Source organism: Chthoniobacterales bacterium (assembly GCA_039930045.1).
GTDB lineage: Bacteria > Verrucomicrobiota > Verrucomicrobiia > Chthoniobacterales > DASVRZ01 > DASVRZ01.
The window spans coordinates 46765-64981 of the sequence record JBDSQB010000018.1 but is presented as its reverse complement, the minus strand read 5'-3'; the positions used below and the strand labels follow the sequence as shown (position 1 = coordinate 64981).

The 18217-nt window shown below is 58.0% G+C and carries 17 protein-coding genes and 1 tRNA gene; 12 read left to right on the top strand and 6 right to left on the bottom strand.

Annotated features, from left to right (window positions below; all coding sequences use genetic code 11):
• Positions 1–371 precede the first annotated feature (371 nt).
• The 8 genes from ABIT76_14445 (at position 372) to sufT (ending at position 9704) form a co-directional block, all read left to right on the top strand.
• Positions 372–2486, top strand: coding sequence for an FUSC family protein (locus ABIT76_14445; protein ID MEO7934350.1), 2115 nt, complete (start codon positions 372–374; stop codon positions 2484–2486).
• Between the two features lie 48 nt (positions 2487–2534).
• Positions 2535–3278, top strand: coding sequence for a succinate dehydrogenase cytochrome b subunit (locus ABIT76_14440; protein ID MEO7934349.1), 744 nt, complete (start codon positions 2535–2537; stop codon positions 3276–3278).
• 5 nt (positions 3279–3283) lie between these two features.
• Positions 3284–5200 (top strand): fumarate reductase/succinate dehydrogenase flavoprotein subunit, encoded by a 1917-nt coding sequence (locus tag ABIT76_14435; GenBank protein ID MEO7934348.1) that lies wholly within the window; start codon positions 3284–3286, stop codon positions 5198–5200.
• Between the two features lie 5 nt (positions 5201–5205).
• Positions 5206–5964 carry a succinate dehydrogenase/fumarate reductase iron-sulfur subunit gene (locus tag ABIT76_14430; protein MEO7934347.1) on the top strand — a complete coding sequence of 253 codons (759 nt, stop codon included), beginning with the start codon at positions 5206–5208 and terminating at the stop codon, positions 5962–5964.
• A 95-nt stretch (positions 5965–6059) separates the two neighbouring features.
• On the top strand, positions 6060–8090 hold the full coding sequence (ftsH, locus tag ABIT76_14425) for an ATP-dependent zinc metalloprotease FtsH (protein ID MEO7934346.1): 2031 nt from the start codon (positions 6060–6062) through the stop codon (positions 8088–8090).
• A 6-nt stretch (positions 8091–8096) separates the two neighbouring features.
• Positions 8097–8636 carry a rhodanese-like domain-containing protein gene (locus ABIT76_14420; GenBank protein MEO7934345.1) on the top strand — a complete coding sequence of 180 codons (540 nt, stop codon included), beginning with the start codon at positions 8097–8099 and terminating at the stop codon, positions 8634–8636.
• A gap of 22 nt (positions 8637–8658) precedes the next feature.
• Positions 8659–9147 carry an iron-sulfur cluster assembly scaffold protein gene (locus ABIT76_14415; protein ID MEO7934344.1) on the top strand — a complete coding sequence of 163 codons (489 nt, stop codon included), beginning with the start codon at positions 8659–8661 and terminating at the stop codon, positions 9145–9147.
• A gap of 5 nt (positions 9148–9152) precedes the next feature.
• Positions 9153–9704 carry a putative Fe-S cluster assembly protein SufT gene (gene sufT, locus ABIT76_14410; GenBank protein ID MEO7934343.1) on the top strand — a complete coding sequence of 184 codons (552 nt, stop codon included), beginning with the start codon at positions 9153–9155 and terminating at the stop codon, positions 9702–9704.
• A 306-nt stretch (positions 9705–10010) separates the two neighbouring features.
• On the opposite strand, the gene ABIT76_14405 is transcribed toward sufT, so the two are convergent.
• The 3 genes from ABIT76_14405 to ABIT76_14395 are packed head-to-tail and all read right to left on the bottom strand — an operon-like array spanning position 10011 to position 13550.
• On the bottom strand, positions 10011–11189 hold the full coding sequence (locus ABIT76_14405) for a hypothetical protein (GenBank protein MEO7934342.1): 1179 nt from the start codon (positions 11187–11189) through the stop codon (positions 10011–10013).
• On the bottom strand, positions 11186–11767 hold the full coding sequence (locus ABIT76_14400; protein MEO7934341.1) for an acyltransferase: 582 nt from the start codon (positions 11765–11767) through the stop codon (positions 11186–11188). Before ABIT76_14400 ends, ABIT76_14405 begins: the two co-directional genes overlap by 4 nt.
• 28 nt (positions 11768–11795) lie before the next feature.
• Entirely contained in the window at positions 11796–13550 is a 1755-nt protein-coding gene (locus tag ABIT76_14395) for an ABC transporter ATP-binding protein (GenBank protein MEO7934340.1), read from the bottom strand.
• Between the two features lie 148 nt (positions 13551–13698).
• Between ABIT76_14395 and ABIT76_14390 the strand changes: the two genes are divergently transcribed.
• Positions 13699–13770: transfer RNA gene (locus ABIT76_14390), tRNA-Lys, on the top strand.
• A gap of 12 nt (positions 13771–13782) precedes the next feature.
• Here ABIT76_14390 and ABIT76_14385 read toward each other — a convergent pair.
• Positions 13783–15000: a glycosyltransferase family 4 protein gene (locus ABIT76_14385; GenBank protein ID MEO7934339.1), complete on the bottom strand. Its 1218-nt coding sequence runs from the start codon at positions 14998–15000 to the stop codon at positions 13783–13785.
• Between the two features lie 47 nt (positions 15001–15047).
• Between ABIT76_14385 and ABIT76_14380 the strand changes: the two genes are divergently transcribed.
• Complete coding sequence (locus tag ABIT76_14380) at positions 15048–15269, top strand: hypothetical protein (GenBank protein ID MEO7934338.1); 222 nt, start codon at positions 15048–15050, stop codon at positions 15267–15269.
• Between the two features lie 128 nt (positions 15270–15397).
• Positions 15398–15559, top strand: coding sequence for a hypothetical protein (locus ABIT76_14375; protein MEO7934337.1), 162 nt, complete (start codon positions 15398–15400; stop codon positions 15557–15559).
• A 35-nt stretch (positions 15560–15594) separates the two neighbouring features.
• Here the strand turns inward: ABIT76_14375 and ABIT76_14370 are convergent, their stop codons facing one another.
• Positions 15595–16989, bottom strand: coding sequence for a DEAD/DEAH box helicase (locus ABIT76_14370; protein MEO7934336.1), 1395 nt, complete (start codon positions 16987–16989; stop codon positions 15595–15597).
• A gap of 73 nt (positions 16990–17062) precedes the next feature.
• On the opposite strand from ABIT76_14370, the gene ABIT76_14365 reads away from it, so the two are divergent.
• Positions 17063–17803, top strand: coding sequence for a dienelactone hydrolase family protein (locus tag ABIT76_14365; GenBank protein ID MEO7934335.1), 741 nt, complete (start codon positions 17063–17065; stop codon positions 17801–17803).
• Here ABIT76_14365 and ABIT76_14360 read toward each other — a convergent pair.
• The gene (locus tag ABIT76_14360; protein MEO7934334.1) at positions 17800–18216 is read right to left on the bottom strand and encodes a DUF5069 domain-containing protein; all 417 of its coding nucleotides are present in this window, start codon (positions 18214–18216) and stop codon (positions 17800–17802) included. The genes ABIT76_14365 and ABIT76_14360 overlap by 4 nt on opposite strands.
• Between the last annotated feature and the right edge of the window lies 1 nt (position 18217).

The window sequence follows — 18217 nt, the reverse complement described above, 5'->3', positions numbered from 1 at the left end:
TATTCCCAAACTCTTGTTTTATTTTTCCGCTGCGAAACAAGCGAAAACGTGCGAGGCACGAATTGTAAAATGTCTGCCACAAATTCTCACAAGAAAGGAACTCCATGATTAGCGACGCCACTCAACGCACGATCTGTCGATGGATTCACATCGTCTTTAGCATTCCGATTATTGGTTACATTTACAGTCCGTTTGCAGAGCTGCCGGACTACGCGCCCGTGACCCGGTATGTAGCGTTTCCGATGATTGCGGCGTCTGGATTGTGGATGTGGAAAGGCCACGTCGTCCGGCGGCTTTTTTCGAAAAAAACGTCCTGAAAAGGTCAGCCGCTTGAGTTTGCGGTAGAGGGTCTTTATTCTGCGGGCTCATTCATGTGGCGTCTCCCGGAAGATTTTACCCTGCGGCCGGAGTTCCGGCGGGGCTTCCGTGCGAGTGTGGCTTTTCTCATACCGCTGCTCATCTGCCACTGGCTGGGGAGAACGTCCGACGCCATTCTCATCGCCATGTCTGCGCAGACCATGGCGCTGCCCGATCTGCGCGGCGCGTATGGGATGCGGCTTGTCATTCTGGCCACGATCACGGCAGCGGTCGCCTTTGCGGCGGTGCTCGGCGTGTGGTGCGGAGGGAGCCTGGTCGCGTCGATCCTGGCGGCGGGTTTTCTGGCGCTGCTCGGAGGCGTGTGGCGTCATCTCAGCGCAGATTATGGCGCACATCTCAGCGTGGCGTCGGTGCTGTTGTTTCTGCTCGGGCTCTCCCAACCCGGCACGCTGGCGCACGGCTGGCACCTGGCGGGTTTGATCTTTATCGGAGGCGCGGGAACGGCGTTGCTGCACGTGGTTTTCTGGCTCTTCCGCCCGCAACATCCTCTACGCTACGCGGTCGGCGAAACATGGGTCGCTCTCTCCGACGTGATCGCCAGCATGCGTCCGCCGCTCGACGGAGCCGTGGCGCCAGTCGGGCTGATGATGGAGAAAGAACGCGAGCTGCGCCTGGCTCTGGACCGGACTTTCGTGATTCTCGGCGCCGCCGAAAACAAGCGCCGCACTGCCCTGCTCCAGCATCTGGAGGAGATGCGCCGCGAGGTCGTGCATCTGGCGATGCGCGTGACCGGATTGCACGCTGCCTGGGAACCGCTGATGACTTCCCCATCGTTCGCGCCGCATCTGCCGACGATGGATTCCGTCATCAAGGCGCTGAGCGACACGGCGCGCTCCGTGGCGATCACTCTGATCTCGCACCGGTCGGAAAATTTCGCCGCGACCGAGGTGCGCATCCAGCGCTGCCTGCATTTAATCCACGTCTGCGAGGAGCAAATCGCCCCGACCGACGCGTCAGATAACGATCTAACTCAACTCCAGGACGCGCTCGGCAAGATCGCGCTCATCCTTCCGCGGATCGACGCCACGCTGGCAACCACCATCGACCACGGGCCGCAGGGCATGGCCAGATTTCCCTCGCGCCTGCCCGATCTGGGTGGGAAATCCATCCGCTCCGTCGCTGTCTGGATGAACCCCGCGTCGCAGGTCGATCCCGTGCTGGTGCGCCACGCCTTGCGCATGGCGCTGGTGATGATGGGCGGCGTGGCGGTTTACAAGGCGTTCCAGATTCCGCACGGGTATTGGATTCCGTTTACGATGGTCGTCGTGCTGCAACCGGACTTTGGCTCGACTCGCGAACGCGCGGCGCAGCGCATCGGAGGGACGTTTGCCGGCAGCTTGCTCGGGAGCGCTTTGCTTTGGATCAAAATGCCGCTGCTCCTACTCGATGGGCTGGCCGGTTTGATGTCGTTCGGCTTCGCTTACTACGTGAAGCTGCGCTACGGACGCGCGGTCTTTTTTGTAACCATTATGATCGTGCTCCTCACGGAAACCATCGGCCCGGTCCACTTGGATTTCACGGTCAGCCGGCTGCTTTGCAATGCCGCAGGCGGCGCGGTGGCCCTGGTGGCCGCGCTGCTTTTCTGGCCGATCTGGGAGGGTGGAAAATTCAATACGCTGCTCGCGGCATCGATTCGCGCAAACCGGGTTTATCTTGCCTCCATCGCCCGCCATCTGAGCGCGCCGAGCAGCGACTTCGAGGAGGTTCTCGCCAGCAAACGCAAGGCGGAAAACGCCAGTCGCTACGCCTCCACTTCGTTGCAGCGCCTGCTCGCCGAGCCAGGAATCGCCGAGCTGGCGGCGGATCGCGGCACCGCGCTGACCACTTACAATCAACGCATCACCCGCGCCCTCACCGCCATTGCCGTGCATCTCGCCGAGAGTCCAGTCGGCTGCGACTCATTTGACCAGCCTATCAAGGAACTGGATCAGCGTCTGGAAAAGCTCGCCGCCTTCGTCGAGGCCAACGAAGCCCATTTCGGCGATCTGCAATCATGTCCCCTGCCCCCGCAGCCACCCGGTCCGGAGCTACAGCTCATCTGGAGTTATCTCGCAAAAAGTCTCACCGAAACCCAAGCCATGGCGCTGGCACTCGACGTCCCCAAATAAGCTTTCCCGAAACATTGACAATATTAGCAAAATTAATACTCTGCTGCCATGCCGGTTCCCTCCACGTCCTCACTCGGAAGTTTCGCCAAGTCCCCGTTGCTGAGTTTTGCCACGTCTTCCATTGGACGGAAATGGATCGTGGCACTGACGGGGCTCGGACTTCTCGGGTTCGTCATGGGCCACTTGGTGGGCAACCTCCAGTTCTTTCTGCCGGACAAGGAAATCTTTAACAACTACGCCGCCAAACTCCAGTCGCTCGGCCCCCTTCTCTGGATCATCCGACTGGGACTCCTCTTTATTTTCGTAGTCCACATCATCACCACGATTGCCTTGGTCATCGAAAACCGAAAGGCGCGTCCCGCCAAATACTCCAAGGTCACTCCTCAGAAATCCACCGCCGCCTCGCGCTGGATGGCTCTGAGCGGAATCACCGTTCTTTGTTTCGTGATCTATCACGTGCTGCATTTCACGCTGATCGTTTTTCATCCGGTTTATAAAACCCTCGTCGATCCCGCAGGGCATCCGGACGTTTACTCGCGAATGATTTTGGGCTTCAGCAATCCCGCCATTTCCGCTTTCTACATTCTGGGCGTCGCCCTGCTCGGGATGCACTTGAAACACGGCATTTCGAGTTCCATTCAAACCTTGGGAATCAAGAGCCGCCCCGTCATCAACCTCGTGGACAACGGCGGGAAATTCCTCTCCATCGCCATCGCATTGGGCTTCATCAGCATTCCGGTTTCCGTTCTTTTGCATCTGCAAGGTCTGCCCTCCTGGTCCCCACTTCACTGATCACCATGCCACTCGACTCCAAAATTCCCTCCGGCCCGCTCGAACAGAAATGGGAGAAGCACAAGTTTGAGTCGAAGCTGATCAATCCCGCCAATCGGCGGAAATACCAGATCATCATCGTCGGCTCCGGACTGGCTGGCGCGTCCGCCGCCGCGACTTTGGGCGAAATGGGTTATCAGGTGAAATGTTTCTGCTATCAGGACAGCCCGCGTCGTGCCCACAGCATCGCGGCCCAGGGCGGCATCAACGCCGCGAAAAATTACCAGAACGACGGCGACAGCGTTCACCGTCTTTTCTACGACACGATCAAGGGCGGCGACTTCCGTTCCCGCGAGGCGAACGTGCATCGCCTGGCCGAAGTTAGCTCGGCGATCATCGACCAATGTGCCGCTCAGGGCGTGCCGTTTGCCCGTGAATACGGCGGCTTGCTGGCGAATCGCTCTTTCGGCGGCGCGCAGGTTTCCCGGACGTTTTACGCTCGCGGCCAGACGGGACAACAACTTCTCCTCGGCGCGTATTCGGCGCTCAGCAAGCAAATCGCCGACAAGACGGTGGAAATGTATTACCGCACCGAAATGCTGGAAGTCGTGATGATCGACGGCCACGCCAAAGGTATCGTGGTGCGCGATTTAACCACTGGAAAAGTGACCAGCCACGCGGGCGACACGGTCGTTCTGGCGACCGGCGGCTACGGAAATGTCTTCTATCTTTCGACCAATGCGAAAGGTTGCAACGTCACCGCTCCATGGCGCGCGCACAAGAAAGGCGCGTATTTTGCCAACCCGTGTTTTACCCAGATCCATCCGACTTGCATCCCAGTCACCGGTGAATACCAGTCGAAGCTGACATTGATGTCTGAGTCGCTGCGCAACGACGGCCGCGTCTGGGTACCGAAGCGAAAAGAGGATTGCGGCAAGCGTCCACAGGACATTCCCGAGGACGACCGCGATTATTATCTGGAACGAAAATACCCGAGCTACGGCAATCTCGCCCCGCGCGACATTTCCTCCCGCAGCGCCAAGGAAGCCTGCGACGACGGACGCGGGGTCGGCCCAGGCGGGCTAGGGGTTTATCTGGATTTCGCTGACGCAATCAAGCGGCTGAGCGAACCGGTCGTGCGCGAGCGTTACAGCAACCTTTTTGAGATGTACGAAAACATCACCGGCGAGGACGCTTACAAGCAGCCGATGCGCATTTTCCCGGCGGTGCATTACACCATGGGCGGACTCTGGGTGGACTACAATTTGATGAGCAACGTCCCTGGTTTGCACGTGCTCGGCGAGGCAAATTTCTCCGATCACGGTGCGAACCGACTCGGCGCGAGCGCCTTGATGCAGGGTCTGGCCGACGGATATTTCGTGCTGCCTTACACGATTGGAAACTATCTCGCGACCGTTGCGGGAAAGAAAATCACCACCGATCACCCGGAGTTTAAGAAGGTCGAAGCCGAAGTCCAGGCGCGGACGAACTTGTTCCTGAGCATCAAGGGCAAGCGCACGGTCGATTCCTTTCACCGCGAACTCGGCCTGCTCATGTGGGACAAATGCGGCATGGCCCGCAATCGCGCTGGGCTGCTGGAAGCCTTGGAAAAAATCCCGGCGCTGCGCGAGGAATTCTGGCAAAACGTGATGGTCGATGGCAGCGGAGCAGAGTTGAATCAAAGTCTCGAAAAAGCTGGTCGCGTGGCGGATTTCCTGGAGTTTAGCGAGTTGACCTGTCGCGATGCGCTCGACCGCGAGGAAAGCTGCGGCGGACATTTTCGCACGGAATATCAGACGGGCGAGGGCGAGGCGCTGCGCAACGATGAAGACTACGCCTACGTGGCGGCTTGGGAGCACTCTGGAGATCTGGCCAATCCGGTTTTGCACAAGGAGCCGCTCACCTATGAAAGCGTGAAACTGGCCCAGCGGAGTTACAAATAACTGTCATGAATTTTACCCTCAAAGTGTGGCGGCAAAAAAGCCCGGAGTTAGAAGGTGTTCTCAAGGAATATCCCGCGCAAAACATTCCAGCGGAAGCTTCATTCCTGGAGATGCTGGACATCGTGAACGAGTGTCTGATTCTGAAAAAAGACGACCCGATTGCCTTCGACCACGACTGTCGCGAAGGCATTTGCGGCGCTTGCTCGCTCGTCATTAACGGTGTCGCCCATGGTCCGAAGCGCGGGACGACGTGCCAGGTTTACATGCGGAATTTTCAGGACGGCGACACGATTTTCATCGAGCCGTTTCGCGGGAAGGCGTTCAAAATCCTGAAGGATCTGGTGGTCGATCGCAAGTCGCTCGACCGCATCATTCAGGCCGGCGGTTACATTACCGCCCGCACCGGTTCCGCGCCCGATGCCAATTCGGTCCCGATCAGCAAGGAAGACGCCGATGAATCCATGGATGCGGCGGCTTGCATCGGTTGCGGTGCCTGCGTGGCGGCCTGCCCGAACTCATCCGCGATGCTCTTCACGGCGGCCAAAGTCAGCCACCTCAGCCTGCTCCCACAAGGCCAGCCAGAGCGCAAGCGGCGCGTGCTGAAAATGGTCGAGCAAATGGATGCCGAGGGCTTCGGAAATTGCAGCAACCATTACGAGTGTGAGGCGGTTTGCCCGGCGGCGATTCCAGCCACATTCATTGCTCGGCTGAACCGCGAATACACCGTGGCGTCGGTGACGGCAGCAGCGGCTGGCGTTAAGTAAATTATCCGTTTTTTCTTTGCGTCGACTTCAGGTGAAATCAGACCCGCCGGTTTTGCATTGAGCAAACCGATGTGATACCCTGTCGAACTAAAATCATGTCCAACAACGACTCTCGCGGACCCAAGGAAAATCGTAACCGCACCCCTTCACCGGATCCCAATTTCAACTGGCGCGGGATCATTCTTTTCGCTCTCGCTTTTGCCCTCATCGGCGGTGCGCTGCTCTTCCGTCCACTCGCCAATGTGCAGGAGTTGAAATACTATCAATTCGAGGAGCGTCTGAAAGCGGGTGCCTTTGACCGAAATCTCCCCATCGAACTCGTGGTCGAGCAAGGCCGCAGCACGCAATATATCCACGGTTATTTTGCCCAAAATGAGACGACCACGACTCCGAGCAAAGTGCTCCCGACGGAGTTCAAGACGCGGGTCCTGTTCGATGTGAATCGCAATCTGGAACAGCAAATCAAGGACGCTGGCTACAAGGTCGATATTCAGGAGCAAAACAACGTTCTCGCCTCGGCGCTGGTCAGCTTTTTACCCATCGCGATCTTCCTCCTCGTGCTCTATTTCCTCTTCCGCCAGCAGATCAAAATGGCAGGCAAAGGCGCGATGAATTTCGGCAAATCGAAGGCTCGGATGCTCGCTCGCGAGAAGAACAAAATCACCTTCAAGGACGTTGCTGGCGTCGAGGAAGCCAAGGAGGAAGTCTCCGAAATCGTCGAGTTTCTGAAAGACCCAAAGAAGTTTCAGAAATTGGGCGGTCACATTCCGAAGGGCGTGCTCATGGTCGGCTCTCCGGGCACGGGCAAAACCCTGCTCGCCCGCGCCATTGCCGGTGAGGCCGACGTGCCATTTTTCAGCATCAGCGGCTCGGACTTTGTGGAAATGTTTGTTGGTGTCGGTGCCTCGCGCGTTCGCGACATGTTTGAGCAAGGCCGCAAATCGGCTCCATGTTTGATCTTTATCGACGAGATTGACGCCGTCGGTCGCCACCGCGGACATGGCATGGGCGGCGGGCACGACGAGCGTGAGCAGACTTTGAATGCGATGTTAGTCGAAATGGACGGCTTCGACGCGCAGGAAGGCGTCATCATTATCGCTGCGACCAACCGGGCCGACGTGCTCGATCCCGCTCTGCTGCGTCCGGGCCGTTTCGACCGCCAGGTGGTGGTGCCGCTGCCCGATGTGAAAGGACGCGAGGAAATCCTGCGGGTTCACGCCAAAAAGGTGAAAATCGCCGAAGGCACGCAACTCGACACCGTCGCCCGCGGCACTCCCGGCTTCTCTGGAGCCGAACTCGCCAACGTCATCAACGAAGCCGCTCTCCTGGCCGCGCGCCGTGGATTGAAAGCCATCACCCTTTCCGAGCTGGAGGAAGCCCGCGACAAAGTCCGTTTCGGACGCGAGCGCCGCAGTCTCGCCATGAGCAACAAGGAAAAGGAAAACACAGCCTACCATGAAGCGGGCCACGCTTTGTTGGGCATTCTCCTGAAGCATGTCGAGCCGCTGCACAAGGTCACGATCATCCCACGCGGACCAGCCCTTGGAGTGACCATGTTCCTGCCGCTGGAGGACAAATACACCAGCCGCAAACAAGAGTTGCTCGAAAGCCTCATCATGACGATGGGTGGACGTATTGCCGAACAACTCATTTTCGGAGACATCACGAACGGAGCCAGCGGCGACATTCGCCAGGCCACCGCGATGGCTCGCAAGATGGTTTGCGACTGGGGCATGAGCGAAAAAATGGGCATGGTCGGCTACAGCGACAGCGACGAATCCTCCTTCATGGGCGGCATGGGCAAACCCCGGAATTACTCCGAAGCCACCGCGTTGGAGATCGATTTGGAAGTCCGCAAGCTCTGCGACGATGCCTATGCGAAAGCCGAGGAACTCATCACCAAGCATCGCGACAAACTTGAAATCATCGCCAAGGCCTTGCTCGAATTCGAAACGCTCACTGGTGAGCAGACTCGTGACATCGTCGAAACCGGTTCGATGAGAAATCCGCCGCCACCGATCACCGGCACGCCACTGGGTGGTGATGACAAGCCCTCCCGCACCTCACCGCCTGAGATCGTAATCGCACCCGATTTTCCGGGCGGCATGACCGGCCAACCGGCTTAAAGTTCGATGACTTCGACGATTCATCCCGACCTCACGATGGCCGAGCTTCTGGAGGTTTATCCAGGCGCGCAACGGGCGCTCTTTCGGCAATATCACATCGGCGGCTGCAGCAGTTGCGGCTTTCAGCCTGGCGAGACGCTTGCTGGCGTTTGTAATCGGAACGAAAATCTCTCCGTGTCGGAAGTGATCGACTACTTGGAAAAAAGCCAGGCCGACGACGAGAAATCGCTCATTTCCCCAACCGACGCGGCTACGGCCTTGGAGACAGGCGAAGCCAAGTTTCTCGACATCCGCACCCGTGAAGAATATGAGGCCGTCCACATCGCGGGCTCGCATCTTTTCAGCCAGGAGTTGCTCGCGGAAATCACGTCCACTTGGGACAAAGACGCCTTGCTGGTCATCGTCGATCATCAGGGCAAACGGACCCTCGACGCCGCCGCTTATTTTCAAGGTCATGGCTTCAACAACGTGCGTGGACTCACCGGCGGTATCGACGCCTGGAGCGAGCAGATCAATCCCGATCTGCCCCGCTATCATTTGGAATAAACCTCATTCGAGTTCCATTGCTATGTCCGCTCCATCCGACAACGAAACCTTCAACGACCGGCTCGAAGCCGCTACGCGCAACCCGCAAAACGTCGGGGAAATCGCCAATGCCGACGCCATCGGCACCGTGGGCAGCGCCGATTGCGGCGACATGCTGCGGATGTGGGTGAAATTCCGCGAGGAAAACGGTCGGAAAGTCATCGACCGCGCCAGCTTTCAGACTTTCGGCTGCGAGACCGCCATCGCCGTCGCCAGCGTCGCGACCGAGATGCTCCGCGGCAAATCCATCGACGAGGCGCTGGCTCTCAACGGCTCCGATCTTTCCGCTCCGCTGGGTCCATTGCCACCGATGAAAATCCATTGCGCCCAGCTCGTCGAAGGTGCCCTGCGCAACGCGCTCGCCCCTGAGGCGGCTCAAACTCCGGCTCCCGCCAATTCCCCCACCCTTTTCGGCCAGCTCTCCGCTGGAACTTCCTCCGACAAAAAACTCAAAGTCGTCCTCAACTCCTAGCATCCATGGATTCCAACCAAGAAATTCTCCTTTCCCGCGACACACCTGCTGTCCGCATTCCCAGCGGCGATAAAATCACTCTGCTCGAAGGCAGCCGTGTTTACATCACTCAATCGCTCGGAGGCACTTACACCGTCGCGTCGGAGCAGGGTCTGGCCCGCATTGCCGACATCGACGCCGACGCCTTGGGCATCGATCTGGCTCAAAAAATTGCCACCGAAGAAGCTCCCCAATACGAGGGCGAAGTCGATACCGAGAAAGTCTGGGACCAGCTCAAGAACGTCTATGACCCGGAAATTCCGGTGAACATTGTCGATCTCGGGCTGGTTTACGACTGCCAGATTTTGAAAACCGACGAGGCTAAAACCAAAGTCGAGATCAAGATGACTCTCACCGCTCCCGGCTGCGGCATGGGCCCGACCATCGCCGAGGACGCCCGCAGTCGCGTCGTCAGCGTTCCCGGAGTGGACGAAGCGGAAGTCATTCTCGTCTGGGATCCACCATGGAATCAGCACATGATCAGCGAAGTCGGCAAGATGAAGCTGGGCATGATCTGAGTGCGGCTTTTCGCGGCGGCGACGAGCATAATTCCTCAAGGATGGAGCCTGTCTCCGGGATGTCCGAGTCGCTTCAGACAGGTCTGTTTACTCTCCAGCCAGGGTTGGAGCGGCTCCAGCTATCCGTAAAGTGCCTCCAGCCTCGGTTGCAGGCACTCCCACCGAGGTCAGACTGACTCTCCCCTTGGATGGTTGCGCCATCCCACTGTCTGTTGATGGTTTACCACGAGTTGTTTGCGATCCAACCCAGTCTGTTTGGCAAATCCTTTTGATCCTCAACGACTTACAGAAGTCGCTGAATCGGATTTAAACGCCCGCGCGCTCCAAAAGCGAGGCGAGCACTTTGCGGGCTTCAAACACCTCGCAGGCCAGTTCGTAAGCGAGCCGACAGTGCTTTTTGTAGTCGGAATTAATCTCGCGCACGGCCTCGACGATTTCCTCGACGGTCGAGTAGGCAAACAATCCGCCCGCGTTTCCGTAGTGTTTCGTAAACCCGGTTTCCTGCGTGATCGCAGGCCGTCCACTCGCCAGATAACACGCCGTGCGGTCGCTAAACCAGCCCGTGTTTAGCCGCACATATTGGTCTTTGGCGACGGTGAATTCACCCTTGCTGCCCTGGATGTAGCGCACATAGGAATCGTAGTCCGAGCTGAGCAAATGCGGCAGGACCAGCGACCAGTTTTGGCTCAGAAACAGATCGCGCTCGACTGGGTTTTTGATGTCCGTAGCGAGTTGAAACGACTCTCCACTCGCCACCGGTGCCGAGGAAAATTTCATAAACTCCAGCGACTTGCTCCAGAGATAGTTTTCACCATTCCACTGAATGTCTTTCTTACCGCTGGTGGACCAGTTGGCCACTGACGTGAAAACTGCGTCTGGCCCCGGCAGATCGGGCTGATACCACAGACTCGTTACCACCGGCTGGCGGGTCGGGAGCCACTTCAAACCGTGAAGCGGAACCGGAAACTCGGAAGTTCCAATGTTCTCGCCGAACGTGAAAAGCGCGTGATGGCGCTGGAGATAATCGAGGGTGTTCTGGCTGCCTTGATCGACCTTGATTTGCTCCACGCCAGGGTCGCTTTCGACGTAGAGAATGCGGTCGCTTTTCAGCAGATCCTCATTGAATTCCTGCGAGCCGCAGACGTTCAGAATCGCATCGGCCTCGACGTAAAGTTCCTTGATCCGAGCCAGCGACAAACCAAGCGTTCCCGCCGCCGGATCGGGCAAATACCTCGGGCAAAACGACCAGCGCCCGTCGAAGCCGTAGCGTTTCGCCAGCGTGTCGAGCACCTGCCCCGCATAAGTCGTGTCCTCAGTCGTATCGAAGTCCACCGGGTTGTATGGGATGCGCGCCGAGTCCTCGATGTAATAAACTTCGTGCCCGAGTTCCTGCAGGCCGACGATGTAATGGATGTGCTGCCAGATGACGCCGGCGATGGGACAATTCCCCATGAAACCCATGACGATGATTTTCTTTCGGCTCATAATTCTTTGACGATGCGGGCGGGGTTGCCGGCGACGATGGTGTTGGGCGGCACGTCTTTGGTGACGACCGAACCGGCGGCAACAATGGAGTTTTCGCCGATGGTGACGCCTTTCAAAATGACCGCATTCATGCCGATCCAGACGTTGTCGCAGATGTGAATGGGCCGCGTCTCGATCTTCGGACGCGCCGGTTTATTGGGATAATAAACGCTGCAAGCGATGGTGTCCTGGAGCCGCAATGCCGGATCAATCGGATGGAAGTCGCTATCGGCCAGCCCGACGTTCCAACTAATCAGGCAATGTTTTCCAATGGTGATTTCCTCCTCAGCCATGATCAGCGCGCCATTGACGAGGCTGAAATCGCCGATGGAACAACGCCCTTTTGGCCCGAGAGCAAACGAGCAGCCGGCGTAAATGGAAACGTCGTTTCCGATCTCGACGGCTGGAGTGAGCAGGCTCTTGAACTGGCGGAAAACCTGAGCCGTTTCGAGGTAAAGCCGCTCGCCCCAGACGATGTTTTCGGGCACGGGCTTGGAGTACCAATCATCTTCAACATGTCGGTTGGGCAGGATGTTCATAAATTTTGCATTCGAGTTGGAGTCGACTCTAACCGGCGTACTCGGCGGACTTGTAGAGTTCGGCATAGACGCCATTTTTGGCGAGCAATTCCGCTCCGGTCCCCTGCTCGGCGATCAGGCCATCCTTGAGGACCACGATCCGGTTCACGCCATGAATTGTGGAAAGACGGTGCGTCACAATCAAAGTCGTCCGCCCTCGCATCAACTCGTAAATCGTGCCCATAATCGCGTGCTCCGTGGCCGGATCTAGCGCCGAAGTCGGCTCGTCGAGAAGGAGCAAAGGTGAGTCTTTCAAAAAGGCTCGGGCAATGCCAATACGCTGACGTTGACCGACGGAAAGGTGCCCGCCCCGTTCGCCGACCTGACTTCCATAGCCCTCGGGCAAGGCTGAGATGAACTCGTGCGCCTGGGCTCGTTTCGCGGCTTGAATGATTTCATCCTCAGTCGCATCGGGACGTCCGTAGGCGATGTTTTCGCGAATCGTCGTGGAGAAAAGCAGCGTGTCTTGCAGCACGAGGCTGATCTGCGAGCGGACGGATTTCTTGGTGTATTTCCGCAGGTCCTGTCCGTTGATAAGCATGGAACCCGCATCTGGGTCGTAAAAGCGAGGCACGAGGCTGAGCAACGTGCTTTTGCCCGCTCCGGTGCCGCCGACGAAGGCCACGGTTTGGCCCGAGGTGATGCTGAGATCGATCCCTTTCAAAATGGGGCGAGTCGGATCGTAACCAAACTCGACTCCTCGATAAGCCACTTCCGAGATGACGCCATCCCAGGCGACTGCGTCAGGCGCATCTTTCACCTCGTCGGGACGATCCAGAACTTCGAAGCAACGTTTCGCCCCGGCAGTTGCGCCTTCGAGCGCCCAAGCGGTGTAAGTCAGGTCCTGGATTGGCTGGTAAAGCATCACGAGATACGCGGCGAAAACGGTCAGTTGTCCGAGACCCAGCGAGCCTTCCAGCACGTGACGGAAACCCACGAAATACATCCCGGACGTGCCGGCGGCCATCAGCGTGCCGACAATCAGGGCGCTCATCATGTTCGTCTTGGTCATGTGCATATTCGCCTCGAGACTGCGCCGCGCCTTCACCTGAAACTGCCCCACTTCCCAATCTTCGCGACCAAAGGCATGGACCATTTTAATCGAACTCAAGCCTTCTTGAACCACAGCGAGCACGGCGCTGTCGGACTCTTGAATGACGGTCGATTGATCCCGCACTCGACTTCCATAATAACGGATCGCCAGCCCGATAAACGGAAGGATGCCGAGCGAAATCAAAGTCAACTGCCAGTCCATTCGCAGCATGATGACGAAGGTGCCGGCGAGCATGAGGCTCGACGAGAAGATGTTCGTAAACCCCTTGTTGTAAATGGTTTGGATCGCCTGCGAATCGTAAGCGACCCGGAAACTGGAATCGCTGCTGCGTTTGGAGTCGTGATATTTCAGCGGCAGCGCCTGGAGATAGGCATACAACTCGGTTCGCAGTTTGAGCAGGCCTTCGAGACCGACTTTGACGAAGATATAATTCGTCGCCAGTGCCACCAATCCCGAGAGCAAATGGAACACGACCATCGCCACGCAGAGCCAGAGAATGAGCGACGGCTTGTCCAATTTTGGCAGCCAGCTGATGGCGCGGCGTTCGGTAATCACGCTGTCGATGATTGCGCCAACGGGCCATGGTTTGGCTAGGTTGAGTCCGATCCCGATCAAAGTCAGAGCGAGAGCGAGCATCGTTTGCGGCAGAAACGGGCGGAAGTAGGCAAACGTGCGGCGGTAAATGGACATGAAGGCAGATTGGGACGTGCTCCCGTGCCCGCTATTCACTCAGGCTGGAGAGAAAAGTCAAACCCGGATGAAAACTCGGCACTGGCTCATTTTCCCTTGCAACGTCCAGCCGGAGCGGTTATTTACACGCTCCCGTTTTTGGAACGACGGGTTGGTAGCTCAACGGTAGAGCAGCGCCCTTTTAAGGCGTTGGTTGAGGGTTCAAATCCCTCCCAACCCACAGTTTTCTCGGTCACAAATCGTGCGGGATGTCTTGGAAAATGACTTTCCAAGCTCGTTCGGGAGAAAAATGCCGGGCCACGTATTCACCGCCTGCGTTTCCCAATTGGATGAGCCGGGTTTCATCGGAATAGAGGTCGATTACACTTTGCGCGAAGGCGTTGGGTGCATCCGCAAAAAGAGCGATGCCAGCGATATTCGGCAGGCCCTCACCTGAGATCGTCGTCATGACGACTGGCAGATGATGATGCATGGCCTCGACGACTTTTCCTTTCACTCCAGCCCCGTAACGCAGCGGAACGACGGCCATTCGCGACCGCCGATAGAGTGCAGTTAGATCGTCCTCACTCAGCCAGCCGGTGACGATCACCCGGTCGGACGCCCTCTGTTGCATCGCATCGGTCCGGTCGCGGCCGACGATGTAAAAACAGACGCCCGGCAGCGCCTTTTCGATCACTGGCCAGCAATGATCGAGAAACCACGTCACAGCATCGCGATTCGGATGATGGCCAAATGCACCGACAAAAATGAGGTCGCGGCGTTGGGCGAGATTTTCCTCATAACGAATGTCTTGGGGCTCGAGCAAAAAGAGCGGCAGCGTCCGCGCCCGGACGTGCGGCAGCCGAGTAAGAACGATATCTGTTTCCGTCGTCGAAGGGTAGTAAACGGCATCCGCCTGCTGCCAAATTTTCATTTCCAGCTTCTCCACGGTCACGGCACTTTTCGCATCCGCCGGATCGCCGGAAAGCGCGAATCTTCGCTGAATCCGAACGAAAGCCAGATCATGTCCATAGTAGAGAATCGTGGTCTGGTGCATCCCGCGAAACGCCTCCAGATAGTGCTTCGTGGTGGAGGGACGATTCGTGAAAATACAGCGGACATCCGCCCGATGCTCCACGAGCCACTGCTGCATGGCGGCATGATTTCCACCATCGGAGAGTACCTCCACGCCGAGCTCCCGGAGCTGTGTCGTGTAAGGTTCCGGCGTCTGGAAGTTGTCCGCGATAAACTTCACTTCCATCCCCATCTTCAGGAACAACTGAATGTAATGCCACGTGCTGCGGGAACCCGCATCGCAATCGGGAGTCGGCACCTGATGATCGATCACCACCATCAGGAAACGCTTCCGTTTTTTCCGCCATCCGACACCGCTTTGGAGCAATCGGGTTAGCCTGGGAAAATTCACCTCCTTCCTATACCGGTCGCCCGACGCGGCGTGCAATGCTTTCATTGGGCCGCACATTGCCCGCCTTCTCGCATTCATGTTAGACTGAACTCATGAAAACCGTCCGCTTTTCCAAGATCGTCGAGAGCTGCGGCCAGCCCGAGCCTTACCTCGTCCTGATGGATCCGGCGAAAGACAAAACGCTCCAGGCTGCGGTCAAAGCGCAGCGCGTCCTCACCGTTTTTCAGGAAACCGTCGGCAATAAGGCGGATCGCGGCGAGGTCGGATTCCAACCCGGCCCGCTCCGGCAGTTTCTGGTTTTCCGAAATCACTGAGTCGTTTTGCAGGCAGTGCCGTCGTCGGGATCAAATACGATCTGCTCGCGTCAGCCGCTGCCCCGAAAGCCAAACCTACCTCATCCAAGGCCAAGTCCGCCCCCAAACCGCCAAAAAAGCCCATCGCTGTGCCGAATCCGTTTCCAAAACTGGTCGAGTTCCATCCTGCTGAGGAGGAAGATTCCGCCGTCACCGAATTGAAAAAGAAAGTGCGTCGGGCGATGGCCGCACTGGAAGACGGCAAGCAAGTCGCCGCCTTCAACCTTCTCAAACAAATCGTTGAAGACTAAAGAACTTACTGAGTCAACTCCAACTCGAATGAAATCTACCTCGCGCGACGATTGCGAAAGGCGTGGCCGATTTTTCCGCCATCGACTGGACGGCTGCCGCCGTCGCGCACGCTGCGTCCGCCACCGGTTCCCTTCGGAGCTGCGGTCGGATTGGTGCGAGGGCCATCGCCGTTGGCGGTGACGGTCGCAGGGCGTGGCTGGCTTCGACCACTGCCACCGCGCTGTTGCTGCTGGCGGCGCGGGTCGCGAAAAGGTCGGTCGGGGCGTTCTCCCGGAGGCGCGGCTGGAGCTGGGGCGGAGTAGTCGAAATTCTCGGCGCGTTTGCGAACGATGCCGCGTCCGATGAAGCGCTCGAGGGTTTTCAGCGGCGCGTAATCTTCCTGCGCGACGAAGCTGATCGCCTCGCCGACTTGCTGGGCGCGCCCGGTGCGTCCGATGCGATGAACGTAGTCCTCGGCGTGCAGCGGAAAGTCGTAATTGATGACGTGCGAAATGCCATCGACGTCGATGCCACGCGCGGCAATGTCGGTGGCGACGAGCACGCGAACGGTGCCGTCCTTAAATTCTTGGAGGGCGCGCAGGCGCTGATTTTGGCTGCGGTTCGAATGCAATGTGCCGCATTTGACCCCCTGCCCTTCGAGGCGGCGGGCGACTTTGTCCGCGCCATGCTTGGTGCGAGTGAAAACGAGCACGCTGTCCATTTGCGGCTCTTTCAGCAGGTGCCCGAGGAGGGTGAGTTTGAGCCCTTGCGGCACTTCATAGACGAATTGCGTGACGGACTCCGCTGGGTTCGAGCGGCGTCCGATTTCGACAATCTTCGGATCGCGTTGGAACTCATGGGTGAGTTGCTCGATTTCCTTGGAGAGCGTGGCGGAAAAGAGGAGCGTCTGGCGTTTCTTGGGGAGGCGGCGGACGATGTTGCGAATTGATGGGAGAAAACCCATGTCCAACATGCGGTCGGCCTCGTCGAGAATGAGGTGCTGGAGCTTCGAGAAATCGCCGTAACCCTGCTGCATGAGGTCGATGAGACGGCCCGGACAGGCGATGATGATGTGCGTGCCGGTTTTCAGCGCCTCGATCTGTGGACGCTCCCCGACTCCGCCAAAAATGGTGGCGACTCGCAGCGGCAAATGATGCGCATAAGCCCGGACGTTTTCCTCGATCTGGACGGCGAGTTCGCGAGTTGGCGCGAGGATGAGGGTGAGGGTCTTTTGCGTGGCCCAATCGGTGACTTGCTCGGCGAGTTTGGTAAGGACCGGGAGGGTGAACGCAGCGGTTTTACCTGTGCCAGTCTGGGCGATGCCGATGAGATCGGTGCCCGTGAGAATGAGCGGAATGGCGGCGGTCTGGATCGGAGTAGGTTCCGTGTAACCGGCTTCCTGCACGGCTTGATAAACTTTGGGCGAAAGCCCGAGCGAACGAAAAGGCATAATTTTTTGGGGCGCACTCATACACCAGAAAGGACTTGTCCGCACGGGGTAATCGTCAAATCATCGGACTTCCATGACAATCCAACCCGATTCCACCGTCGATCTTCCGACGCCAAATGGCCCGATGCGGGTGCATCTTTTCATCCCCACGGGCGAGGGAAAACATCCGGCGCTGATCTTTTACTCGGAGATTTTTCAAGTGACCGGGCCGATCCGGCGCATGGCGGCGACGCTGGCGGGGAATGGTTATCTGGTGGCGGTGCCGGAGGTGTATCACGAGTTTGAGCCGGCTGGAACGGTGTTGGCCTACGATCAGGCGGGATCGGATCGCGGGAATGAATTGAAATACGCCAAGACGCTCGCCTCGTATGATGCCGACACGGCGGCGCTGGCGGAGTTTCTGGTGGATCACTCGCGCAGCACGGGGAAAATCGGGAGCTTCGGCGTGTGCCTGGGCGGTCATCTGGCGGTGCGGGCCGCGCTGCATCCGCTGGTGCGAGCGACGGTGGCGTTTTATCCGACAGACCTGCATTCGGCCACACTGGGCGCGGGGAAAAGTGATAACACTCTCACTCGTATCAGCGAGGCGCAGTCACCGTTTTGCTTCGTTTTCGGGCGTCAGGACCCGCATGTTTCCCTCGAAGGCCGTCGGGTGATTCAGGCGCGACTGGAAGAGGCGCGAGTTGCATTCGAATGGCACGAGTTCAATGCGGCCCATGCCTTTTTGCGCGATGAGGGGCTGCGCTACAATCCGGCTTTGGCCCGTCTGTCGCTGGAATTGTTGTTCCAGTTCTACGCGGAGCAACTGGCCTAAATCCGGCCCTCGTCGAGTTCAATGAGGTCGAAATAAGTCTTTACCTCGGGCCGGTTTTCGCCGCCGGATTCCTTCAGGAAAAACTTGAAGCGCGCCAGTTTTTCCGGCGTGTCGGGGTGGCGACCAATCATGTGGCGGTTCCATTCCTCGATTTGCTCGGGCGAATGCCGGACGCCATTTTTTTGCACCCAATCGGCGATGGCCGCGTCGGAGTCGAGTTCGTTGGCGATGTTTTCAAACGTGTCTGGATCGAGATTCAGGAAGGTGAGCAGATGCTTGTCAAACCCGAGCGTCTTGTAATTATAGCCGACGAGCTGGCCCTGACGATGCAGGCGGGCCTTGTCGATCAGGCGCGGCAGATGGACGTAGCCAGCGAGACGCTCGTAGGGACTGCGAGGATACTTCTTGGGCATG